Below are 22,554 nucleotides of genomic sequence, written 5' to 3' on the forward strand. Positions count from 1 at the left end.
GAGTAGGGGAGTAGGGGAGTAGGGGAGTAGGGGAGTAGGGGAGTAGGGGAGTAGGGGAGTAGGAACGAATGGCCGAAAAAACAGGCTCCTACAAGGACTTGCTGGTTTGGCAGCAGGCGATGGACCTTGTAGTGGCTATTTACGGCGCAACGAAATCTTGGCCAAAGGAAGAACTTTATGGACTGACCAGCCAAGCGCGACGCGCTGCAAGCTCGGTGCCGGCAAACATAGCGGAGGGGTATGGCAGAGAAATTCGAGGCTCTTATCTGCAGTTTCTCCGTATTGCCCAAGGATCATTGAAGGAACTGGAAACTCAGCTTCTGATTGCTGAACGCACCGGCATCGCGCCGAAAGCGACGACGGCCTCGTTGTTGGCGAACACCGAAAGTGTGGGAAAGCTTCTTCGACTTCTCATCCGTAGACTTGCAACCGGATAGCCTCCCCTACTCCCCTACTCCCCTACTCCCTGCGAGCATCATGCCCTACCAATCCCCGATCTCCCCCGGCCGGTCCTGGTATGAGGACACAGCCGGTCCGAGACCTGAATACCCGGCGCTGGATGGCGACCGGGCATGCGATGTCGTCATCGTCGGCGGCGGCTTTACCGGTTTGTCGGCGGCGGCGCATCTGGCCAAGGCAGGCACCAATGTCGTGCTGATCGACGCTTACCGCTTCGGCGATGGCGCCTCCGGGCGCAATGGCGGGCAGCTCGGCACCGGCCAGCGCGTCTGGGCCGAGGACCTGGAAGCCGAGTATGGCTTGGCCCGCGCCAAGGCGCTGTTTGATCTTGCCGAAGAGGCCAAGGCGCATCTCCTCGAATTCACTGCCGCCAACCAGATCGATATCGACTATATGCCGGGCCAGCTCTCGGTGGCGCACAAGCCGCGCTATGTCGACGACTACAAGGCGCATGCCGAGATCATGGCGAGCCGTTTTTCCTACCCGCATATCTCGTTCATGGATGCCAGGGAGACGGCGGAGCGGTTGGGCTCGACCGCCTATTTCGGCGGCACGCGCGACACCGGCACCGGCCACATCCATCCGATGAAGCTGGTGATCGGCACGGCGCGGGTGGCAGCGCTTGCAGGCGCGCAGCTGTTCGAGGGGACGCCGTCGACCGGCATCATCTCCAGCGGCGGCAAGGTCAAGGTTTCGACACCGAGGGGGACGGTGACGGCGCAGAAATGCCTGATAGCGGTCAACGCCTATGGCGGCGCGCTCGAGCCGGTTAGTGCGGCGCACATCATGCCGATCGGTTCCTTCATCGGTGCGACCGTGCCTCTGGGAGCGGACTCGAACGTTTTGCCGGGCGGCGAGGCGGTCGACGATTCCCGCTTCGTCGTGCGCTATTTCCGCAGATCGAAGGACGGACGGCTGCTGTTTGGCGGACGCGAGGTCTATGGCGTCAACGATCCGAAGGATATCCACATTCACATCCGCCGCCAGATCGCGGAACTCTATCCGGCGCTCGGGGATGTCGAGATCACGCATGGCTGGGGCGGCTATGTCGGCATCACGGTGCCGAGAAAGCCTTTCGTGCGCGAAGTGATGCCCAATGTGATCTCGGCCGGCGGCTATTCCGGCCACGGCGTCATGCTGTCGAACTACTTCGGTAAACTCTATGCCGAAACCGTTGCCGGCAACCGCGACCGGCTGAAGCTGATCGAGGATCTGAAAATCCCGCCGTTCCCCGGCGGTCGGCGCTTCCGCACGCCGCTGCTGTTCCTGGCGCTCAACTGGTTTGCGTTGCGGGACAGGATCTAGCCGACCGACCTGGTGTAATATTGTAATATTCATTGTAACATTTGTTGCCCGTGCGACGCATTGCGCAATTTCCCGCAAAGGCGCAGAATCCCCTATAATGGCGTACTGATGCCACAATCGCAGGCGAAAGCTGCCGGTTCTGGGCGATTGTTCGGGGATTGTTGCGGGACTGCCCGCGTTGTTTTTTTGACCTATGCGGATCAGACGCCGGACTTCCGGCACCGACCGATAGAACGTCGGCCCGCTTATGGAGGTGGCAAGAGTGAGAGAGCCCTTCAGTTTCGGTACGCCGGAACGTCGGCGCTTTGCCATGCAGTTCGGATACGACATGCGGCCGTCCTTCTGGCAGGAAATCCGTTCGAACTCGCATCTGGTGATCGCCGCGATCGGCACCGCCGCACTGCTTGGCGTCGCCGCCGTGGCGCTGTGGCTGGCATTGCCGGCCAGCGACAGACAAGCGGCAGCGAGCCCCGAGCAGACCATTCCAACGGTTCCGGTGAAGACGACGAAAATAACCCCGGTTGGGGCCGCGGTCGCCGCGGCAGCCGTGCCGCAGGCGCGCAAGTCCGACGCTATTCCGACAACCGTGGCGGCCGCGCAAGCCAACATCCCCGCACTCGCCGCCAACGATCCGCGCTGGACCGGTTCGCAGCCGAAGGACGCCGCCACTTCCGATTCGACTGCTCCCAGCCAGGCAGCGGACAAGCAAGCTGCGGCATTCGCACAGCCGGCAGCCGATACCGATGCCGCCACCGAACTTGCCAAGGTAGCCGCGCCCAGCGCAGCCGCGGGCAACCACCCCGACGGCGCACAAACCGCCGCCATCCCCGCGGTGCAGCCGCAAGTGCCAGCGGCGGAAGGCGATGACAGCCAGGCCAAGGCGAAGCCCAGGAAAGCCGCAGCCGCCGGAACAGGGCGCATCCTGAGGGCCGTGACCATGCGAAGCGGCCCGAAGAAAAATGCCGCCGCCATCGGTACGGTGCCAGCCAAAACCTCGGTGCAGGTGATGAGCTGCAAGAAATGGTGCCAGATCACCTACAACGGCAAGACCGGCTGGATCTACAAGAGTTACATCAAGACTGGCGCGTGACGTACCCCGCTCTGCGTGAGGCAGGCCTGTTGTTCTGATGCATGTCGTTCTCCCAAACCGGGGCCGCTTTCGAGCGACATACATCAGGCTTTCAGATGCAGCGGCCGCCATCGACCTCCAGCGCCACGCCGGTGATGAAGGCGGCCTCGTCCGAGGCCAGCCAGAGTGCGGCGTTGGCGATGTCGAGCGGCGTCGAAAGCCGGCCGAGTGGGATCGATGCGCGGAACTTCTCGCGGATCTCGGGCGTGTCGGCGCCCATGAATTTCTCCAGCATGCCGGTCTCGCCGGCAACCGGGCAGAGGCAGTTGACGCGGATGTTCTTCGGCGCCAGTTCCACCGCCATCGATTTGGTGGCGGTGATCGCCCAGCCTTTCGACGCATTGTACCAGGTGAGGCCGGGGCGCGGCCGCAGACCCGCGGTGGAGGCCGTGGTCAGGATGACGCCGCCGCCCTGCCGCTCCATGATCGGCACCACGGCAAGTGCCGCGTGATAGATCGCCTTCATGTTGACGGCGGTTATCAGGTCGAAGGTGTCCTCGTCGACGTTGAGCATGTCGCCGTTGCGATGGGTGTAGCCGGCATTGTTGACCATGATGTCGATGCGGCCGAAGGCGCTTTTCGCGGCATAGATCATCTCGTCGAATTCGGAGCGTAGCGAGACATCCGTCTGGGTCCAGATCGCCGCTTCTCCGATCTCGCCGGCGACGCGCTCCGCGCCCCTGGCGTTGAGATCGGCGACAACGACCCTGGCGCCCTCCTGCGCAAAACGCCTGGCAATGCCCTCGCCAAAGCCCGACGCAGCGCCGGTGATGATCGCAACCTTGTTTTCCAGACGCATTTTTTTCCGCTCACTATTGGTGACGATCAACGGGCACGTCATTGGCGCTCATCCGCGCAAGCCACGGCTTCTGACCGGATTGGCCGAAAGATGTGGGTCCATCGCCGATTTCTCCTTTGGCTTTCGCGTCGATCCCGCTCTATGCTGCAACTGCGAAGGCTTCCGGAGCCGCGCCTTCGACAAGCCTCCGGGTCATCGGACTGTCAAGGGGCAGGCGCATACACCCAGATGTGACACCATGGCACTGGAAAATTTAAATCGATTAGATTATATCAGCCGCGTCACAGCGACCGGCGTCAAAGCGGACAGACCATGACCAGCCAGATCATCCCCGTCGAGCCTTTCGACTTCATCATTTTCGGCGGCACCGGCGATCTGTCGGAACGCAAGCTTCTGCCGTCGCTCTATTATCGCCAGCGCGACCATCAGTTTTCGGAGCCGACACGCATCATCGGCACGTCGCGCTCGAAAATGAGCGACGAAGAATTCCAGGCCTTCGCCAAACAGGCGATCTCCGAGCACGTCAAACCGGCCGACATCGACGCCAAGGAACTGAAGACTTTTCTGGCGCGGCTGTCCTACGTCTCCGCCGATGCGACGAGCGGCGCCGGCTTCGACAAGCTTAAGAAGGCGATCGGAGACAGCGACCGCATCCGAGCCTTCTACCTGGCGGTGGCGCCGGCGCTGTTCGGCGACATCTCGCACAAGCTGAAAGAGCACAATCTGATCACGCCGAACTCGCGCATCGTGCTGGAAAAGCCGATCGGCCGCGATCTCGATTCGGCACGCAAGCTCAACGACCTGGTCGGCGACGACTTCCACGAAAGCCAGATCTTCCGCATCGACCATTATCTAGGCAAGGAGACGGTGCAGAACCTGATGGCGCTGCGCTTCGCCAACGCGCTCTACGAGCCGTTGTGGAATTCAGCCCACATCGACCATGTCCAGATCACAGTGGCCGAGACCGTCGGTCTGGAAGACCGCGTCACCTATTACGACAAGGCCGGCGCGCTGCGCGACATGGTGCAGAACCATATGCTGCAGCTGCTGTGTCTCGTCGCCATGGAAGCGCCGTCATCGATGGATGCCGACGCCGTGCGCGACGAGAAGCTGAAGGTGCTGCGGGCGCTGAAGCGCATCAACGGCAACGAGGCGCCAAAGCACACCGTGCGCGGCCAGTACCGCGCAGGCGCCTCGGCCAGCGGAGCTGTAAAGGGCTATGTCGAGGAGCTTTCCCACGACAGCAATACCGAGACCTTCGTCGCCATCAAGGCCGAGATCGGCACCTGGCGCTGGGCGGGCGTTCCGTTCTACCTCAGGACCGGCAAGCGGCTGGCAACCCGGGTTTCGGAAATCGTCATCGAATTCAAGCCGATCCCGCATTCGATCTTCGGCGACAGCGCTGGTCCGATCTTCGCCAACCAGCTGGTCATCCGGCTGCAGCCCGACGAAGGCGTCAAGCAGTTCATCATGATCAAGGATCCGGGTCCGGGCGGCATGCGGTTGCGCCAGATCTCGCTCGACATGAGTTTTGCGCAGTCCTTCGATGGCCGCGCGCCGGACGCCTATGAGCGGCTGATCATGGACGTCATCCGTGGCAACCAGACCCTGTTCATGCGCCGTGACGAAGTCGAGGCGGCGTGGAAATGGATCGACCCGATCCAGAATGCCTGGGAAAGTGCCAGGCAGGAGGCGCAGGGCTACACGGCGGGCACCTGGGGCCCATCGGCCTCGATAGCACTGATCGAACGTGACGGGCGGACATGGCACGAGAGCAATTGAACAGCGCCGCCTATAGCTGGAACGGCTTCGCTGAGCGCCAGGAACTGGCGGCAGCCCTTGCCGGCCATGTTGCAGGCAGACTGACCAAGGCGATCGCCGAGCGCGGCACGGGGCTGCTCGCCGTCTCCGGCGGCACCACGCCGGCAAAATTCTTCGCCGCCCTTTCGGCGATACCCATCGCTTGGGACAAGGTGATCGTGACGCTGGTCGACGAGCGTTTCGTGCCGGCCTCTTCGCCACGCTCCAATGCCGGGCTGGTAGCCGCCAATCTGTTGCAGAACGCGGCCAAGGCGGCTCGTTTCGTGCCGCTCTATCACGAAGCCACCAGCATCGAGGATGCGGCCTCGTCCGACGATGCAGCGCTCCGGTCCTTGCCATGGCCGCTCGATGTCGTCGTGCTCGGCATGGGGCCGGACGGCCACACCGCCTCGTTCTTTCCCGATGCCGACGATCTGGCAACGCTGCTCGACCCGTCTTGCGACAGGATCGTGCTGCCGGTTCATGCGGCAAGTGCGGGCGAGCCGCGGCTGACCCTGTCGCTGGCGCGCATCGTCGAAGCCGGCTTCATCGCGCTGCACATAGAGGGTGAGGACAAGCGTGTCGCCTTCGACGGCGCGGTTGCGCCCGGGCCGCGAAAGCCAATCCGTGCCGTGCTCGACGCAGCACATAAGCCCGTAGAGGTTTTCTGGGCCCCCTGAATCTCGATTTACTCTGGTCCCGGCAAACGGCGGGAGGATGTTTCCGGGACCTCGCCTGAAAGGACCGACCGCCATGACCGCCAGACGCGACATCGAAGCCATCACCGAACGCATCCGCCAGCGCTCAAAGCCAGGCCGCGAGCGTTATCTCGGCCGCATCGCCGAGGCATCGAACCGCACCGCCAACCGGGCCGTTTTGTCGTGCGGCAACCTCGCCCATGGCTTTGCGGTGTGCAGCCCCTCGGAAAAGCTCGCGCTGGGCGCCGACAAGGTGCCGAACCTCGGCATCATCACCTCCTACAACGACATGCTGTCGGCGCATCAGCCGTTCGAGACCTTCCCCGCGCTGATCAAGGATGCGGCCCGCGAAGCCGGCGGCATTGCCCAGGTGGCAGGCGGCGTGCCGGCGATGTGCGACGGCGTCACCCAGGGCCAGCCCGGCATGGAGCTGTCGCTGTTTTCGCGCGATGTCATCGCCATGGCCGCCGCGATCGGCCTGTCGCACAACATGTTCGACGCTGCCGTCTATCTCGGCGTCTGCGACAAGATCGTGCCGGGCCTGGTGATCGCAGCACTGACCTTCGGCCATCTGCCGGCGGTGTTCATTCCGGCCGGACCGATGACGACCGGCCTGGCCAATGACGAAAAGGCCAAGGTCCGCCAGCTCTACGCCGAGGGCAAGGCCGGACGCGCCGAACTGCTGGAGGCCGAGTCCAAATCCTATCATGGGCCGGGCACCTGCACCTTCTACGGCACGGCGAATTCCAACCAGATGCTGATGGAGATCATGGGCCTGCACACGCCGGGCGCTTCCTTCGTCAACCCCGGCACGCCGCTGCGCGAGGCGTTGACCCGCGAGGCGACGAAGCGGGCGCTGGCGATCACCGCGCTCGGCAACGCCTATACGCCCGTCGGCCGGATGATCGACGAGCGCTCGATCGTCAACGGCGTCGTCGGCCTGCACGCCACCGGCGGCTCGACCAATCACACCATCCACCTGATCGCCATGGCGGCGGCGGCCGGCATAGCCATCACCTGGCAGGATATTTCCGACCTGTCGGAAGCGGTGCCGCTGCTGGCGCGGGTCTATCCGAACGGCCTCGCCGACGTGAACCATTTCCACGCCGCCGGCGGGCTCGGCTTCCTGATCCGCGAACTGCTCGACGAAGGCATCCTGCATGAGGATGTGCAGACGGTGTGGGGCGAAGGCCTGCGGCCCTATGCGGTCGAGGCAAAGCTCGGCGCCGACGGAGGCGTGGTGCGCGAGGCCTCGCCGAAGGCAAGCGGCGACGAAAAGGTGCTGGCGCCGTTCAGCAAGGCATTCCAGGCGACCGGCGGCCTGAAGGTGCTATCAGGCAATCTCGGCCACGCCGTCATCAAGACTTCCGCGGTGAAGCCGGAGCGGCGTATCATCGAGGCGCCGGCCAGGGTCTTCGACAGCCAGCAAGGGCTGAACGATGCGTTCAAGGCGGGCACGCTGACCGGCGATTTCATCGCCGTCATCCGCTTCCAGGGGCCGAAGGCCAATGGCATGCCGGAACTGCACAAGCTGACCACGGTGCTCGGCATCCTGCAGGATCGTGGCCAGCGCGTGGCGCTGGTCACCGACGGGCGCATGTCGGGAGCCTCCGGCAAGGTGCCGGCGGCTATCCATGTCACACCGGAAGCGGTCGAGGAGGGTCCTATCGCCAGGATCCATGAAGGCGACATCATCCGGCTCGACGCCGAAGCCGGAACGCTGGAAGTGCTGGTGCCGGCCGGGGAGTTCGCTTTGCGCCGGACGGCGGATGCCGATCTCATCGGCAACGAGTTCGGCTTCGGCCGCGAGCTGTTTGCCGGCTTCCGGCAACTGGTCGGCCGCGCCGATCATGGCGCCAGCGCCTTCGGCACGACATGACGGCAATTCTGCGTAGTTCATGAAAAAGGGCGGCACATGGCCGCCCTCTGGCGGTTGTGCATACGCTTCTAGTGCACGGTTAGCTCCGCTCGCTCGCCGGCCTTGACCGTCACGTTGCCTTCTTTGGAACTGTTATCGGATTTCTCCGAGACGACGGCATAGTCACCCGCCGGGATCGCTGCCTGATACTTCTGGTCGAATGCATAGCCAAGCGACTTGCGGTTGCCGTTGATGTCCTTCTTGGCCTCGAAAATCTCGATCTTCGAGGCTCCGGGCGCGGTGATCGCCAGCACGCCGGCATTCATTGCGACCTTCAGATCCTGAAATTCGCCCACCTTGACAGTGAACGGCTGCTCGACGACGGCGAGATCAACCGCCGCAATCAACACATAGTCATCGGGTGGCAGATCGAATTTGCTGTCGGGTCCGTAGGCATAGGTCACCTCGTCCCTGGTTCCATCGATCTTCTTTTTTGCCTTGAGCACCTTGAAGCCGATGCCTGAACCGTCCGCCTTGTCGCCGCCGGCAGCATAGTAAGCATTGGCAACGACATGGCCGACACCGGCAATCATGTCCTTTTCCACGGTCTTGCCGGCAGCCAGCGGAATCGTCTCGGTAGCCGCGCCCTGCCCGATCGTGACAGTCACCTTCTGGTCGCCGGCCGGCAACACGGCTTTCGTCGTCCCATAAAAGGTCGCGGGCATGTCTGCACCCGGATAATCGATGACGACAGCCGCGCCATCGACGACATCCGCCCCCGCGCTCGGTCGCGGGTGGATGATGAGCGTGCCGGCATTCAAGTTGAAAAGCGGCTTGTAGACCTGGCCGGCCTCGATCTTGACCTTCTGCTCGGTTTTCGCCTGGCCGTCACTGGCCACGACGATATAGTCGCCCGGTTCCAGATTGGCCTTATAGGCACCGTATTCGGTGCTGACGTAGTCGCCGCGCGTACCGTCGGGTTTGGCCTTGTAGATTTCCCAGGCGTTGCCGTCAGTGACGGGATCGCCGCCCTCGGCAAGCACCGCTATCGGCAGGAAATTGAATTCCGCTTTGGCCGGCTCCGGCGCGGGCGCAGGTGCCGGAGCCGGTTCAGGAGCAGGCGCCGCCACTGTCTCGACAAGCGCCTCCTGCAACGCCTTCTCGTCGGAGGCCTGGATGTATTTGCCGCCGGTGTTGTCGGCGAGGCAGGCGATCTGCTTGCCCTCGTCGGCGGTGAGGCCGAAACCGACGACATCGGCGGTGAAGTCGACGCCGGATGCCTCGAGCTCCTTGCCAAGCGCGCAGGGATCGCCGCCGCATGTTTCGAGCCCGTCGGTGATGAGCACGACGGTCGCCTTGTCCTCGGTGTATTTCAACGCCTCGGCCGCCTGCTTGACGGCAGCGGTCAGCGGTGTCTTGCCGAGGAATTTCAGGCTGTCGGCGGCGGCCGAAATGGCGCTGCCCGAACCTGCCTGCGGCGGCACGATCAGCTGGATGTCGTCGCAGCTGCCCTTTTCACGATGGCCATAGGCCATGAAGCCGATCTCGTCGTCGGTGGGGACCGATTGAAGCACGGTTCGAAGCGACTCTCGGGCGATTTCGAGCTTGGGCTTGCCGTCGATCTGCGCCCACATCGAGCCGGACGCATCGAGAATGATGATGACCTTGTTTGCGGCGAAGCCTAACGTCGTCATCGACAAAAGGAGGATCGCCGCAGCGACGCCCCGTGCAAGTCCCGCCATCGAAATCTCCTAAATCCGCCCCTGATCCGGGCGGCAAGCTATTTGACGCGGCGCCGGGACACAAGTCCGGGCGCCCGGTGCGTAGGGCTGCGGACCCAGCTTAACAAAAATACTGGCGACAGCCAGTTCGGCGGTGTCGGCAGCCTTTTTCCCCGGTAATAGGAATTTTTTCTTGACACCATGCCCTCAGCTAAGGTACATATTTGGCTATGGTGCTGATTTGCACCGGTGGCCCGCCGCAATAGGCGGGTTTTTTCGTTTGATGCACCCGTCAGCCTACGCGCGGCGAAGGCTCCGAAAGAACCCATTAACCCGAATTCATGGCCCTGGCCCAATGCGCCGGGGCCGAATGCCGCACTTTTCAACGAAAACGAAACCCGCTCAGTAAGTCGTGCGGCGCTCTTCCGAGGGCGGCCTGCCGAATTGCAGCCGGTAGCTCTGGGCGAAGTAGGAATGCGAGGTGAAGCCGGTCGCGATCGCCACGTCGAGGATCGGCATGTTGGTCTGGCGCAGCAGTTCGCGCGCCCGCTCCAGCCGCAACCGCATGTAATAACGGCCGGGCGTGACGCTGAGATGGCGCAGGAACAGGCGCTCGACCTGGCGCACCGAAAGGCCGGCGGATTTGGCCAGCTGTACCGCCGACAGCGGCTCGTCGAGGTGGTCGGCCATCAGTTCGACGATACGCCTAAGCTTCTCCGACTTGCCGGTCAGGTCGCGTTCCGGCCCGACGCGCTGACGGTCGCCGGCCGAGCGGATGCGTTCGTGCTGGAACTGGTTGGCGACGCCATTGGCGAGGTTCGAGCCGAAATCGCCGCGCACGATCTCCAGCATCAGGTCGATCGAAGTGGTGCCGCCGGCACAGGTGTAGCGCTTGCGATCGATCTCGAAGACGTTGCCGGTGCAGTTGATGTCGGGGAAGCGTTCGACGAAGCCGGCACGGTTTTCCCAATGGATGGTGCAGCGATAGCCTTCGAGCTGGCCGGCCTCGGCCAGCAGATAGGAGCCGACCGACAGGGCACCCAGCGCATTGCCGCGCCGGCCCCAGCTTCGCAAAGCCGCCAGCACCTTGCTCTTGCCGGGGAATTCCGTCGTCAGCCCAACCGAGACGAACAGGATATCGACCGGCGGCAGGTCGGCAACGGCATAGTCGATCTTGAGCGGCAGGCCGTTGGAAGCCATCACCGGATCGCCATCGGCCGACACCGTCGTCCAGCCGTAGAAGTCACGGCCGAGCAACCGGTTCGCCGACCGGAACGTATCGATCGCGGCAGCCAGCGAGAACATGGAGAACTTGTCGACCAGCAGGAATGCGAACTGCCGGCCACCTTGAACGGGGTCCGCGATGACCGGCCGTTCTGAGGGAACACTGGGGTTCGGCAAAGCTGCGGCTTTCTGGCGGGTCAGAAGGACGGCCGTTTCAATCCGGCCGCAAGGTAGGCCGAGGCTAACGTATTGGCCATCAGCATGGCAATGGTCATAGGCCCGACACCGCCAGGCACCGGCGTGATGGCGCCGGCGGCCTTGGCCGCTTCGGCATAGGCGACATCGCCGACGAGGCGGGACTTGCCCTCGCCCTTCTCGGGTGCGGGAATGCGGTTGATGCCGACATCGATGACGGTAGCGCCTGGCTTCACCCAATCGCCCCTGATCATCTCCGGCCGGCCGACGGCCGCGACCAGAATGTCGGCGGTGCGGGCAAGTGCCGGCAGGTCTTTGGTACGGCTGTGAGCGATGGTGACGGTGCAGTTGGCGGCGAGCAGAAGATTGGCCATCGGCTTGCCGACGATGTTGGAGCGACCGACGACGACGGCATTGAGGCCGGACAAATCCTTGCCGCGCACACGTTCGATCAAAAGCATCGAGCCGGCCGGTGTACAGGGCACGAAGGCAGTCTCGAGTTCACCGGTGCCGAGCTTGCCGACATTGATGAAGTGGAAGCCGTCGACGTCCTTTTCCGGCGCGATGGTCTGGATGATCTTGCCGGCGTCGATATGGGCAGGCAGCGGAAGCTGCACGAGGATGCCGTTGATGGCGGGATCGGCGTTGAGGTCGCCGATGATCTTCAGCAATGCCGGTTCCGAGGTTTCGGCCGGCAGCGTGTGCTGGACGGAATGAAAGCCGCATTCCTTGGCGGTGCGCGACTTGGACGCGACATAGACCTGGCTGGCGGGATCCTCGCCGACGATGACCACGGCAAGACCGGGCTTGGGCTTGCCCTTGGCGACAAGCTCGGCCGTCAGGGACTTGACCGTCCCCACAACGTCCCCGGCAACGCTCTTGCCATCAATCACTTCAGCCATGGACCACCCTCAACACCAGAATGCCCAAGCGCGTCGCTTCCGGAAGCGCCGCGCTTTTCGATCTTTCACCGCGTGGCATTTTCACGAAAATTCCATCATGCAATCCCGCCAAAGCGCCGTCCCATGCCGTTTACGCGAAACCGGCATGTTTTTGTACGGCACCGCGCAGATTTTTGTGGCTCAGAAGTAGCGGCGGCGCGCGCGGCTCTCGGTCAGTTCGCGAACCGCTTCGCGGAATTCGCGCAGGCTGGCGCGGATTTCCTCGATTGGCGCTTGCTGCTCGGCATCCTCCGCGGCCCGCGACGGCTCCGCCGATTGCTGATGAGGCTGAGGCGCCTGTTGCTGCTGGAGGGGCGGTTGTGGATAGGACTCGGAAGCAGGCTGAGCCGGATCGGGCTGCTGCCCGGCGTTGGCGGCCGGCATCGATGGCAAATAGGGATAGCCCGGCGGCTGCGCGTAGCCCAATGGCTGCGCGTAGGGATAGAGCTGCGGCCCGGAATATGGCCGCTGCGTCACCATGGGAGGCGGCAGTGGCGGCTGCGCCGTCTGCTGCGGATGGCCGCCGGGCTGGAAAGGCGGCGCCGGGTATGCTGTCGCGGCCGCCTGCCGAGGCTCGAAGGCCGGCGCCGACTGGGGATAAGCGCGGTATTGCGGATCCTGCATTGGTTTCGCGTTTTCGGCAGAGGCCCATTCAACGGTATCGAACGGCTCCTCCCGGGATGGCCTGCGGGAGACGGACTTATGCAGTCTCGACAGCAAGGCACCGATCCGGCCGGGACCTTCGGCCGGCGAGACCTCGGCTTGCTGGACAGGCGGTGGCGCGGCCGGCGGTGGTGATGCAGGCGGGGGTGTCGATGGCTGCGGCGCTGGTGTTTGTGGCGGCGCCGGCGGCGCTGCCCGATATGCCTTGTCTTCGTAAGGCGTCCGGCGTTCGTCCGTGCCATGGTCGCGGCGCGAGCGCGAATTGGCGGTGTCACGCAGGCTCTCATAGGCGCCACGCATGGCTCCGAGGCCAATGCCGGAGGCAAAGCCCAGCAACAGGCCGCCGAGCGCGACCACGACCCGCGACGGCCCGTTTGCCTCGAGCGGCGCGAAGGCCTTCGAGATCACGTTGATGTTGGCTGTGTTGATGTCCTTCTGCTCGCCGGTTTCCTTGGCGCGCAGCAGATACTGTTCGTAGACGGAACGCTTGGCGGTCGCCTCGCGCTCCAGTTCGCGCATCGACACCAGGTCGCTGTTGACGTCGCCGCTGCGGACCTTCAGCTGCGCCAGGCGAGAGGCAAGGTCCTGTTCGAGCTGGACCGCGCGCTTGAGGTCGACCTGCAGCGACGAGCCTATACGGCGCAGCTCCGCGGCGATGCGGTCGCGTGCGCCGGCAATCTGGGCATTGAGCGCCTGGAGTTCGGGATGACGCGGGCCGAACCGGATGGCGGCGCGGTCAGCCTCCTGCTTGAGCGACGCATATTGCGAACGCAGATCGCTCATCGTGTTGGAGTTGATCTCCTCCGGCAAGGTGCCGGTGAGGACCGAATTGACGTCGACCGACCGCGCCGAAGCGGCCCGGGCATTCAGCTCCAGCGTGCGGGCGCGGGCAATCGACAGTTGCTCGTTGAGCTTCAGCATCTCGTCATCGCTGATGAGATGGCCCTGCGCGTCGACAAGGTCGTGCGTGGCCCTGAAATCTTCGACCTTGCGCTCGGCGGCCTCGACTCCCTTGCGCAACTCGTCAAGCCGGGCCGTCAGTTCGTCGGTGGCGCGGCCTGCGGTGTCCGACTGTATCTGGCCGAAAGTCTGCAGAAAGACATCCGTCATCGTGTTGGCGATGAGGGCCGATTTCTCGCCATTCTGCGTGGTGGCACTGACGGTGATGACGAAGGTCTTGCCGCCGCGCTCGACCGAAAGGCTCTCGGCCAGATTGCCGACAGCAAGCGCGCGGCGGCGGGCGTCGTCGACACCGCCCGGCCCGTCATTGCGGGACAGGACGGAGCGGATGAGCGACATGACGCTGAGGCCGCCGCCGTCTTGCCCATTGAATTCCGGATCATTGACCAGATTGAGCTTGTCCACGACCTTGTTGAGAACGGTGCCTGATGTCAGCACCCGGACCTGGTTCTCGACGATGGCCAGCGTTGCATCGGAAGCCACGACCGACTGGGTGAGGTCGCGATCGGTGAGCTTCAGGTCGCGTGGGTCGACGATCAGTTCGGTGGTGGCTTCGTATTTCTTCGGCGTCGACAGCGCGATGGTGATGCCGAGCGCGGCGCCCAGTATCGTCGTCGTCACGATCAGCAGCTTCGACTTGCCGACACCGCGCACGACCTGCATCGGGTCGATCAGCGGCTTCCACTGCTGGCTGTCCATGCCGTCGTTTCGGGATACCGACGCGTCGCCTGCAGCGTAAGGGTCCGATGCACGATCGGCGCGACGGGCGCCAGCGGTTTCGGCGGCACCAATTTGTGTCCGTGGCGTGGTTTGCGCGCGGTGCGGCGATGAAGCCCGCTCCTGATGCCCGTCGGTCGCGACCGGATCCGACAGTTTCGGGTTGCGCGCCTCGCGCTGCGAACGGGCGAGGCGATGACGTGTGGCGGCATCCTCGCGCCATGACGGGTCTGCCCGGTCGCCTATCGAGACCAGCGACGCGTCGGGTTCGTCGCCGCGCACAGCCTGGCCAAGCGCCAGCAATGAGCGCTCGCGCTTCCAGTCTTCGCGGTTTTCCCTGTCGACCATCGTCTGGAACTTTACCTTTGGCGACCTGCAAACGGCGATTGGCCATTCGTTAAGCCACGCTAAACAGGCATGGAAAACAAAAGGTTAATTTTCCCGCGCCGAAGCGTCGGTTTCTCGCTTCGGTTGCATCTATTTTCGACACAAGCCCAAGCTCCAGAACGGCACGTTAAGTTTTCCGGCCTAGGCTCTCCTCGAGACATGACGCAGGCCAGTGACATACCGCAAAGGCGGCCCCTCGCCCGGATCGGCAGCTTTTTGGCCGAACGACGGGGGCTGCTTCGCGACTATTTCTCGGCGATCAGCGGCGCCGGCGGGCGACTGGTGTTTTCGCTGGCCTATTTCATCGCGTTGGCCAACACGCTGTCCATTTCCGAATTCGGCATGTTCGCCACCGCATCGGCGGCCGGTGTCATGCTGTCGCGCATCCTCGCTTTCGGGTTCATCTCGGCGCTCTACCGCACCGCCACCATCCGCCCCAATCTGATCGGCACCTTCTCCGCCGGCTTCCTGCTGCTCGGCGTGCTGTCGCTGCCGCTGCTGGCCGCGGCCTCGTTCGGCGTCTATCTGCTTTTCTTCGCCGACACCGTGCCGCTGTCGGTGTTTGCGGCAATCGTCTTTGCCGAAGCGCTGTTGTGGCGGCCGGTCGAGGTAGCACTGATCGTCAACAACGGCCTGGGCAAATTCGGCCGCGCCGCGCTGCTGGCCATCCTGGCGACCGCGCTGCGGGCGCTCGGCGCGGTGCTGTTCATGTTCTCAGCACAACACAGCGTCTGGATATGGTCTTGGTTCTATATCGGCGCCAATGCCGCCTCGCTGCTGATTGCCTTCGGCTTCTTCTACCCGCGCCAGAGGCTGCGGCTGCGGGTCGCTCTGTATCTTCGGCGATTGGCCGATTCCATCTATGTGGCCGGCGCCGAAGTGCTGTTCTACCTGCAGATGGAGTTCGACAAGCTGCTGGTGCTGGCGATCGGCGGCCCGCGTCTGGCTGGCATCTACGCCATCATCATGCGGCTGGTAGACCTGACGGCCATTCCGATCCGCACCTTCTCGATGATGCTGGTGCAGCGCATGATGCGCGCACCGGAACTGTTGTCACGGCTGGCGGTCAAGAGCGGCATCGAAGGCGGTGTGTTCGCGGTCTCCACGGCAGCGCTGCTGACGCTTGGCATCGTGCTGCACTTCTTCCCCAACGCACTCGGCAAGAATGTCGCCGAGGCTGCCCCGCTGGTGGTGCTGGCGATCTGCGTGCCGGGACTGCGCAATCTTGTCGAATACCAGGCCGAACTTTTGTTCGCGCGCGGCCAGACGCTGGTACGGGCGCTCAATCTCGGCCTGCTCGCCGCGCTGAAGGCACTGTTGCTGACCTATGTGCTGACGACCATCCTCGACACGCCGAATCTGGTGCTATCGCTCAATGTCGTCTTCCTGCTTCTGTATCTCGCCTCGACGCTGCTCACCTATTCGGCGATGCGCAAGCCGGCGAAGGCGATTTAGCACTAAGAGCGGTCTAGCCCGATCAGACGGCGGATGCGGCCGATGTCGGTGCCGATGAAGGACTGCATGCCGATCGCCACCTGCTCCGGCGCCATGGCGGCAACGAAGCGGCGGAACTCGTCATCCGAAAGCGCTTCGCCGGTCCAGTGCACACGGCAGAACTCTTCGGAACCGTGGAAGTGGCCGGCTCCGTCCAGCAGATCATCGACATAGCGGCCGTAGATCATGCATTCGGAGAATTTGCGCGCCCAGCCGACGACCTCGACCCAGTCGCGGCCATGGACCTTCTCGATCTCGCCGCACATGGCCAGCACGCTGTCGCGCCGCCACGCGATCAGCGTCGAGATATAATCATGGATCGACGTCCGGGACGGGTCGATGCCGAGTGCCGATCCCGCATTGCGCGACCAGATGCGATGCTCCTCATGACCTTCGTCCGCCAGGACACCGTCGCGGCGAAACAGGCGCACCTTGCCGTCGCGCCAGAAGGCGCCGCAGTCGAAAGGTTTGAGGAAAGCGACGTCTGAATCGCAGAAGATGAGCACGTCTTGAGATGCATGCCCCGAGATGGCGATGCGGCGCAATTGCTGCACATGCCAGCCGCGCAGCGGCTGGGTCTTCAGGCTGAGCCAGACGCGCCGGCGAAACAGGCTGAGCGGATCGTCGACGGCGTGCAGCCAGCGCGGCAGCAATTCACGCTCGTCGACGACCGTGCGGCGGCCGGTTTCCAATTGGCGAAACAGACTGACGTCGCGATGTTCGACCAGGATGTAATGGTGCGCCGCGCCCGAAACGTGGCGATCAAGTGTCTCGCACAGCAGGCGGCAGCGCTCGAAGTCGGGCGCGTAGCTTGCCGTCACGATTGCCGCCGTCGGTGTCTGCCGCAGCGGGCTTGGCTCGACAGCGGCACCTGGCACGAACCTGCTGTTCACTTGATATCCCTCGCTGCTTCGGGTGTCCGCGAGAATTTCTGCCTGACGACGCGCAGCAGGAACAGGGGGTTGCCGACCACATAGCGGCGCCACAGGCGGCTCGGTTCGACAGCCAACCGGAACAGCCATTCGAGCCGCAGCCGGCGCATCCACAAGGGCGCGCGGGGCACCGCGCCGCTCAGGAAATCAAGCAACGCGCCGACGGCGATCGGCAGCGTGCAATGGCGCGCGTCGATGTGGCGTTCGATCCACAATTCCTGGCGTGGCACGCCCATGGCGACGAGCAGCACGTCGGGCCGAAGCGCGGCGATCCGGTCGACGATTTCCTGCTCCTGCGAAGCAGGGAAATAGCCGTCATGGATCACCACGAAGCTGTGCTGCACCGCCAATGCGGCCAGCTTGACCGACGCCGCTTCGGCATTGACGCGCGTCGCGCCGAGCAGGCCGACGGTGAGCGGCGTCGTTGAGGCCTGCAGGAAGGCCGGGACGAAATCGGTACCGTTCAGATTGTCGGGAAATGGCGCCCCGTAGAGGAGTCTCGCCGCCAGATCGATACCGATGCCGTCGGGCAGGATGAGGAAATCATCGAGTGCCTCGGCGAACACCGGGTCGGTATAGGCGATGTTGGCGTTGTGGGCGTTGAGGAAACTGACCTTGGTGAAGCGCCGCTCGGCAATCAACCGGTTCAGCAGGGCGATGGCATCGTTCCAGCGGACCGCAACCACCGGGATGCCAAGGATCGTCTTCAGCTTGTCGAGCCCGGACGCGGCGCGGGCGGAATGCATGTTCACGCAAACGCCTCCTGCCTGACGGGAGCGAGTTTTTCGAGGCCGAGCCGGATGGCGGCGTCGAGCGCCTTGACCTGCGAGCCCCGGAACGCGCTGCCGTCAACGTCGCGGATGTCGGCCGCCGCGGCCTCGAGTGCCCTGGCGAAGGCGGCGGGATCGTCGGTGACGACGCAATTGGACGGACGGTGGTCGATGCCGCGCAGCGAACGGCTGGTGGCGACGGAAGGCAGGCCGAGCTCGAAGGTTTCGATTGTCTTCAACTGGACGCCGCTGCCTGCGGTGCTGATCAGCGGAATGACGGCAGCACCGCGCACGAACGCCTGCGCGTCGGGCACGCGGCCGACAAATTCAACACCCGGATGCTTCGACGTGACGCCCGAAGGCATGTGGCCGGCGATGCGGATGCGAAAGTCGGGCCGCAGATGCGGCACGACTTTGCCCAGGAACCAGTCGAGGCCGATGCGGTTCGGCTGCCAGGTCCAGGTGCCGATCAGGGCGGCGTCGCAGTCGATGCGGCGCGGGCCTTTCAGGGTTGGCGCGTGGGCACCGGTCACCAGTGGCAGCACCGCCGAGCGGTCGTGCGAGGCGACACCGAGGGCGGCGCGGTCTTCTTCGGCCAGGGTGAAGACGAAGCGCGCCCGGCGGCAGAGACGCTCTTCGACGATCTTGAGCAGCCTCGCCTCGCGGCGAAACAGCAGGCGCTGGAAGAGGCTGCCAGCGGCAGCGGCATTCTCCCGCGCCGAAAGATGCTCGACATTGTGGGCAACGAAGATCGAAGGCCGGTCGGTGAACAGTTTTTCGAAGGCACCGGCGAACTGCACGGAATTCAGGACATAGCCATCAACCGGTCCAGCGCGCTCAATGGCAGCGAGAACATCGCTGTCGGACACGGCGCGCAGCTTGGCCGAGGCGAAGGTGAGGCCCGAAAGCAGCGCCTTGCCGACCCAGGCCAGCTTTTGCCGCGCGGAGGCATTGTCCGTGCGCACGTCGATGGCACCCAGAACCACGGTGTTTTCGGGGTCGGCCGCGGGTTTTCCCGGCCAGGTGAAGCCGATGACGGTTACGCGCGCGCCAGCGCGCCGCAAGGCAGCGATGATCGCAGCGTTGGCGATCTCGTAGCCCGAGGCGAGAGCGCCGTCAGGCACGATCGATGTGGCGAACAGCAGATGCATCTCACCTATCCTGTGGTGTAGCCGGTAGCAAAGTGCGGTGAACCCTTGATTAAGCCAGCACATTCGACGGCCGAAAGTCCCTGTCTGGCGGGCTTCTCCGTGGAAGGTGATTAACGAAACCTTATCAACCGTGGTGCTACCAGAGCCCAACTCACCATGTGGCTGGACGCGGATGATCCCTTTGCCATCGGACGGTTCGGTATCGATCGCTGGACGCACGCCGCGGCTCGACGTCGAGGCCGTCGAAGCCGTCGTCACCTTGCCGACCTTCAAGCGCCCCGAGCAGGTGCTGGAAACGCTGGCGTCGCTGCGCGCGCAGCAAACCGGCAGGCGCTTTGCCGTGATCGTCATGGAAAACGAAGCCGAGGCGCGGGCCGGCGCCAAGGCAGCGCTGCCGCTGTTCGAGCGGGGCGAAATGTCGGGCCTGGTGATCATCGCGCATGAGCGCGGCAATTGCAGCGCCTACAATGCCGGCTGGCAGACGGCCATCCTGCAATTCCCGAACTTCAGGCATCTGCTGGTCATCGACGATGACGAGATCGCCGATCCGCAATGGCTGGAACGGATGTGCCAGGCTGCCGAAACGCTTGGCGCCGATATTGTCGGCGGCCCGCAGGTGCCCATGTTTGCCGACCCTGCCCATGCGCGATGGGCCGAGCATCCGGTGTTCGCGCCGCCTTATCGGGAAACCGGACGCGTGCCGGCGCTCTATTCGTCCGGCAATCTTCTGGTCGGGCGCAACGTGCTGATCGCCATGGGTCCGCCCTTTCTCGATCTCAGATTCAACTTCATGGGCGGCGGCGATTCCGACTTTCTCAGCCGGTCGGCGCAAAAGGGCTTTGTTCTGGGTTGGTGCGCCGAGGCCAAGGTGCTGGAAACCGTTCCGGCGCGGCGTATCGAAGCCGACTGGATCCGTGCCCGCAGCCTGCGCAACGGCGTGATCTCGACACTGGTCGAAAAGAAGAAGCGTGCCGGCACGCCAATGGCCGGCGCCAAAGTGTTGCTGAAGAGCCTGGCACTGCTTGCCGCTTCGCCCTTTCGCGGCCTGATCCGGCTGGCGCGGACCGGATCGCCTGATATCGCCATCTACCCCGTCCATGTGGCGCTGGGCCGCGTGCTGGCCGAATTCGGATATGCCAATGAGCAATACCGCCAGCCTGAGAAAAACTGAGCACGCGCCGCTCAGCGCCGCGTTCACGCGCGAAGGCGTGGCCACCGCCATTGCCGCGCTGCTGTTCACCGTCATCATGGTGTCCTTCCGGCCGTTCCAGCCGGGCGGCGCAGAACTTACCGGTCAAGGCGGCGACATCGTCAACCAGCTTGGCTTCGGCTCGCTCGGCGCCATGTCGATCTTCTCGCTGATGGCCTTTGCCGATCCGCGCGTCGTGCGCTCGCTGCTCAGCCCATCCTGGGTGCTGATGCTGGGCTTCTTTTTCCTGTCGGTGGTCCTGTCGACCGATCCGCCTTCGGCGATGCGCGCCGCCTCCTTCACCCTGATCGGCATCCTGACGATGGCGACGATCCTGGTGCTGCCGCGCGACGCCGAAGCCTTCTCGAAGGTGATCATCTTCACCGCCGTCGTGGTCATGGGCCTTTCCTATCTCGCCCTCATCGTCTTTCCGCACGAGGCGATGCACACCGCCGACTCGCAGGAGCCCGAGCATGCCGGCCTGTGGCGCGGCGTGTTTACCCACAAGAACATCGCCGGGCCGATCATGGCCTGCCTCAGCTTCGCAGGCCTCTATCTCTACCGGCGCGGACAGCGCTACTGGGGCGCCGGGATCTTCCTCGCAGCGATGATCTTCATGCTGCACACCGGCTCCAAGACGACTGCCGGCCTGGTGCCGTTCTCGATCCTGATCGTGATGTTCCCGAGCCTGATAGGCATGCGGCTCGGCACGCCGATCCTGTTTGCGCTGGCGATCGTCGCGACAGCGGTCGGCACGCTGGGCATCGTCTTCCTGCCGCCTGTAAAACATCTGGCGGCGATCTATTTCCCCGGCATGACCTATACCGGCCGCACGACGCTGTGGGAGTTCGCCGGCAGCATGCTGGCGAGGAAGCCATGGACCGGCTACGGCTATGAAAGCTTCTGGGGCACGCCGCTCTTGCTCAACCAGGACCAGCCCTTCGACCGGCCGTGGGACATCAGGACCATCGTGCACGGCCATGACGGCTATCTCGACATCGCCGTGCTGATGGGCATTCCGGCACTGTGCGTGGCGGTCTACACTTTCCTCATCGCGCCGCTGCGCGACTACATGCGCATTCCGTTGCGCAGGGAAAACATCTTTCTCGGCGACTTCTTCATGATGGTGGTGCTGTTCACGGCGCTGAACGCCTTCCTCGAAAGCTTCTTCTTCCATCGCGGCGACCCGGTCTGGCTGTTCTTCGTGCTCGGCGTGCTTGGCCTCAGGCAAGTGTCGCTGCGGCCAATCGCGGTACGCGATCCCGATCGTGGCTCGCGATCCTGACAGGGCTTCCCCAGGGAAGCGCCAGCGTCTATGTGATGGCTTCCTTCGGAGGGCTTTCGATGACGATCAGACTTGTTCTCGCCGGCTGCGGCAATATGGGCTACGCCATGCTCTCGGGCTGGCTGAAATCCGGCAAGCTTGCGCCGTCGGCGGTCTTCGTGGTCGAGCCCAATGCCGATCTGCGCAATCGCGCGGCAGCGCTGGGCTGCGCGACATCAGCCGATGCCGATGGCATACCGGCCGATGCCGTGCCCGATCTCGTCGTCATCGCGGTGAAGCCGCAAGTGATCCGCAACGTGATTGCCGCCTACAAGCGCTTCGGCGACGGCCGCACCACCTTCGTCAGCATCGCCGCCGGCACGCCTGCCGCCACCTTCGAGGAAATCCTCGGCAACCGCGCGCCGGTCGTGCGCTGCATGCCCAACACGCCCGCGGCGATCGGCAAGGGGATGATGGTGGTGTTCTCCAACAGACTGGTGTCCGACGATACCAAGCGTTTCGTCGCCGACCTTTTGTCGGCGAGCGGCGAAGTGGCCACCATCGACGACGAGGGCTTGATGGATGCGGTGACCGCCGTGTCCGGATCGGGGCCGGCCTATATCTTCCATTTCATCGAGGCGCTGACCGTGGCCGCCGAGAAGGCCGGGCTGCCAGCCAAAACCGCCAAGCTGCTCGCCATGCAGACCGTCTACGGCGCTGCCTCGCTTGCCGCAGAAAGCAGCGAAGAGCCGGGCGTGCTGCGCCAGCAGGTGACCAGCCCCAAAGGGACGACGGCCGCGGCGCTGGAGGTGCTGATGGGCGAGGACCGGCTGACAAATCTGCTGACGCAGGCGGTGGAGGCGGCGCGGTTGCGGTCTGTCGAGCTGGGGAAATAATC

At 64.0% G+C, this 22,554-nt stretch carries 18 protein-coding genes; 10 read left to right on the forward strand and 8 right to left on the reverse strand.

Features of this window, described 5'->3' with window-relative positions:
* Nucleotides 1–68 precede the first annotated feature (68 nt).
* The 3 genes from NKH06_RS16065 (at nucleotide 69) to NKH06_RS16075 (ending at nucleotide 2,854) form a co-directional block, all read left to right on the forward strand.
* Complete coding sequence (locus NKH06_RS16065) at nucleotides 69–437, forward strand: four helix bundle protein (RefSeq protein WP_352440791.1); 369 nt, start codon at nucleotides 69–71, stop codon at nucleotides 435–437.
* Between the two features lie 40 nt (nucleotides 438–477).
* Nucleotides 478–1,764, forward strand: coding sequence for an NAD(P)/FAD-dependent oxidoreductase (locus NKH06_RS16070; RefSeq protein WP_352441043.1), 1,287 nt, complete (start codon nucleotides 478–480; stop codon nucleotides 1,762–1,764).
* Between the two features lie 262 nt (nucleotides 1,765–2,026).
* Nucleotides 2,027–2,854: an SH3 domain-containing protein gene (locus NKH06_RS16075; RefSeq protein ID WP_352866431.1), complete on the forward strand. Its 828-nt coding sequence runs from the start codon at nucleotides 2,027–2,029 to the stop codon at nucleotides 2,852–2,854.
* Between the two features lie 91 nt (nucleotides 2,855–2,945).
* On the opposite strand, the gene NKH06_RS16080 is transcribed toward NKH06_RS16075, so the two are convergent.
* The gene (locus NKH06_RS16080) at nucleotides 2,946–3,692 is read right to left on the reverse strand and encodes an SDR family oxidoreductase (protein WP_352441046.1); all 747 of its coding nucleotides are present in this window, start codon (nucleotides 3,690–3,692) and stop codon (nucleotides 2,946–2,948) included.
* Nucleotides 3,693–4,004: 312 nt separating this feature from the next.
* Between NKH06_RS16080 and zwf the strand changes: the two genes are divergently transcribed.
* From zwf to edd, 3 genes are all read left to right on the forward strand, one after another.
* Entirely contained in the window at nucleotides 4,005–5,474 is a 1,470-nt protein-coding gene (gene zwf / locus NKH06_RS16085; protein ID WP_023809187.1) for a glucose-6-phosphate dehydrogenase, read from the forward strand.
* Nucleotides 5,456–6,172 carry a 6-phosphogluconolactonase gene (pgl, locus tag NKH06_RS16090; RefSeq protein ID WP_023809188.1) on the forward strand — a complete coding sequence of 239 codons (717 nt, stop codon included), beginning with the start codon at nucleotides 5,456–5,458 and terminating at the stop codon, nucleotides 6,170–6,172. Before zwf ends, pgl begins: the two co-directional genes overlap by 19 nt.
* Before the next feature lie 73 nt (nucleotides 6,173–6,245).
* Complete coding sequence (gene edd, locus NKH06_RS16095; RefSeq protein WP_352553680.1) at nucleotides 6,246–8,069, forward strand: phosphogluconate dehydratase; 1,824 nt, start codon at nucleotides 6,246–6,248, stop codon at nucleotides 8,067–8,069.
* Between the two features lie 68 nt (nucleotides 8,070–8,137).
* On the opposite strand, the gene NKH06_RS16100 is transcribed toward edd, so the two are convergent.
* The 4 genes from NKH06_RS16100 to NKH06_RS16115 all read right to left on the reverse strand — a co-directional run bounded on the left by NKH06_RS16100 (nucleotide 8,138) and on the right by NKH06_RS16115 (nucleotide 14,817).
* Nucleotides 8,138–9,790 carry a vWA domain-containing protein gene (locus NKH06_RS16100; RefSeq protein ID WP_023809190.1) on the reverse strand — a complete coding sequence of 551 codons (1,653 nt, stop codon included), beginning with the start codon at nucleotides 9,788–9,790 and terminating at the stop codon, nucleotides 8,138–8,140.
* Nucleotides 9,791–10,171: 381 nt separating this feature from the next.
* On the reverse strand, nucleotides 10,172–11,170 hold the full coding sequence (locus NKH06_RS16105) for a GlxA family transcriptional regulator (protein ID WP_032908654.1): 999 nt from the start codon (nucleotides 11,168–11,170) through the stop codon (nucleotides 10,172–10,174).
* A gap of 20 nt (nucleotides 11,171–11,190) precedes the next feature.
* Nucleotides 11,191–12,090, reverse strand: coding sequence for a bifunctional methylenetetrahydrofolate dehydrogenase/methenyltetrahydrofolate cyclohydrolase FolD (gene folD / locus NKH06_RS16110; RefSeq protein WP_023809192.1), 900 nt, complete (start codon nucleotides 12,088–12,090; stop codon nucleotides 11,191–11,193).
* Nucleotides 12,091–12,270: 180 nt separating this feature from the next.
* On the reverse strand, nucleotides 12,271–14,817 hold the full coding sequence (locus tag NKH06_RS16115) for a GumC family protein (RefSeq protein ID WP_023809193.1): 2,547 nt from the start codon (nucleotides 14,815–14,817) through the stop codon (nucleotides 12,271–12,273).
* A 198-nt stretch (nucleotides 14,818–15,015) separates the two neighbouring features.
* Between NKH06_RS16115 and NKH06_RS16120 the strand changes: the two genes are divergently transcribed.
* On the forward strand, nucleotides 15,016–16,311 hold the full coding sequence (locus tag NKH06_RS16120) for a lipopolysaccharide biosynthesis protein (protein ID WP_352893419.1): 1,296 nt from the start codon (nucleotides 15,016–15,018) through the stop codon (nucleotides 16,309–16,311).
* 2 nt (nucleotides 16,312–16,313) lie between these two features.
* Here the strand turns inward: NKH06_RS16120 and NKH06_RS16125 are convergent, their stop codons facing one another.
* From NKH06_RS16125 to NKH06_RS16135, 3 genes are read right to left on the reverse strand one after another with little or no spacing between them, the layout of a single operon-like run.
* Entirely contained in the window at nucleotides 16,314–17,243 is a 930-nt protein-coding gene (locus tag NKH06_RS16125; protein WP_023809195.1) for a DUF6492 family protein, read from the reverse strand.
* Entirely contained in the window at nucleotides 17,240–18,034 is a 795-nt protein-coding gene (locus NKH06_RS16130) for a WecB/TagA/CpsF family glycosyltransferase (RefSeq protein ID WP_023809196.1), read from the reverse strand. Before NKH06_RS16130 ends, NKH06_RS16125 begins: the two co-directional genes overlap by 4 nt.
* Nucleotides 18,031–19,203 (reverse strand): glycosyltransferase family 4 protein, encoded by a 1,173-nt coding sequence (locus tag NKH06_RS16135; protein ID WP_352722960.1) that lies wholly within the window; start codon nucleotides 19,201–19,203, stop codon nucleotides 18,031–18,033. Before NKH06_RS16135 ends, NKH06_RS16130 begins: the two co-directional genes overlap by 4 nt.
* A gap of 172 nt (nucleotides 19,204–19,375) precedes the next feature.
* On the opposite strand from NKH06_RS16135, the gene NKH06_RS16140 reads away from it, so the two are divergent.
* Genes NKH06_RS16140 through proC form a run of 3 tightly spaced genes read left to right on the forward strand, consistent with a single transcriptional unit; the run spans nucleotide 19,376 to nucleotide 22,552 of the window.
* Nucleotides 19,376–20,374, forward strand: a complete 999-nt coding sequence (locus NKH06_RS16140) for a glycosyltransferase family 2 protein (protein WP_023809197.1) — start codon at nucleotides 19,376–19,378, stop codon at nucleotides 20,372–20,374.
* Nucleotides 20,343–21,677, forward strand: a complete 1,335-nt coding sequence (locus NKH06_RS16145; RefSeq protein ID WP_352893420.1) for an O-antigen ligase family protein — start codon at nucleotides 20,343–20,345, stop codon at nucleotides 21,675–21,677. The genes NKH06_RS16140 and NKH06_RS16145 overlap by 32 nt, the downstream gene beginning before the upstream one ends.
* Nucleotides 21,678–21,736: 59 nt before the next feature.
* On the forward strand, nucleotides 21,737–22,552 hold the full coding sequence (gene proC, locus NKH06_RS16150) for a pyrroline-5-carboxylate reductase (protein ID WP_023809199.1): 816 nt from the start codon (nucleotides 21,737–21,739) through the stop codon (nucleotides 22,550–22,552).
* Nucleotides 22,553–22,554: the final 2 nt, after the last annotated feature.

The sequence above is a fragment of the Mesorhizobium sp. M1342 genome (assembly GCF_040317955.1).
Lineage (GTDB): Bacteria > Pseudomonadota > Alphaproteobacteria > Rhizobiales > Rhizobiaceae > Mesorhizobium.

What these genes read in the sequence shown, in the direction of transcription:
- NKH06_RS16100 (WP_023809190.1), bottom strand. Translation starts at nt 9,790, where the DNA reads ATGGCGGGACTTGCACGGGGCGTCGCTGCGGCGATCCTCCTTTTGTCG.
- NKH06_RS16115 (WP_023809193.1), bottom strand. Translation starts at nt 14,817, where the DNA reads ATGGTCGACAGGGAAAACCGCGAAGACTGGAAGCGCGAGCGCTCATTG.
- NKH06_RS16145 (WP_352893420.1), top strand. Translation starts at nt 20,343, where the DNA reads ATGAGCAATACCGCCAGCCTGAGAAAAACTGAGCACGCGCCGCTCAGC.
- NKH06_RS16065 (WP_352440791.1), top strand. Translation starts at nt 69, where the DNA reads ATGGCCGAAAAAACAGGCTCCTACAAGGACTTGCTGGTTTGGCAGCAG.
- NKH06_RS16080 (WP_352441046.1), bottom strand. Translation starts at nt 3,692, where the DNA reads ATGCGTCTGGAAAACAAGGTTGCGATCATCACCGGCGCTGCGTCGGGC.
- edd (WP_352553680.1), top strand. Translation starts at nt 6,246, where the DNA reads ATGACCGCCAGACGCGACATCGAAGCCATCACCGAACGCATCCGCCAG.
- NKH06_RS16140 (WP_023809197.1), top strand. Translation starts at nt 19,376, where the DNA reads ATGATCCCTTTGCCATCGGACGGTTCGGTATCGATCGCTGGACGCACG.
- pgl (WP_023809188.1), top strand. Translation starts at nt 5,456, where the DNA reads ATGGCACGAGAGCAATTGAACAGCGCCGCCTATAGCTGGAACGGCTTC.
- NKH06_RS16070 (WP_352441043.1), top strand. Translation starts at nt 478, where the DNA reads ATGCCCTACCAATCCCCGATCTCCCCCGGCCGGTCCTGGTATGAGGAC.
- proC (WP_023809199.1), top strand. Translation starts at nt 21,737, where the DNA reads ATGACGATCAGACTTGTTCTCGCCGGCTGCGGCAATATGGGCTACGCC.
- zwf (WP_023809187.1), top strand. Translation starts at nt 4,005, where the DNA reads ATGACCAGCCAGATCATCCCCGTCGAGCCTTTCGACTTCATCATTTTC.
- folD (WP_023809192.1), bottom strand. Translation starts at nt 12,090, where the DNA reads ATGGCTGAAGTGATTGATGGCAAGAGCGTTGCCGGGGACGTTGTGGGG.
- NKH06_RS16135 (WP_352722960.1), bottom strand. Translation starts at nt 19,203, where the DNA reads ATGCATCTGCTGTTCGCCACATCGATCGTGCCTGACGGCGCTCTCGCC.
- NKH06_RS16120 (WP_352893419.1), top strand. Translation starts at nt 15,016, where the DNA reads ATGACGCAGGCCAGTGACATACCGCAAAGGCGGCCCCTCGCCCGGATC.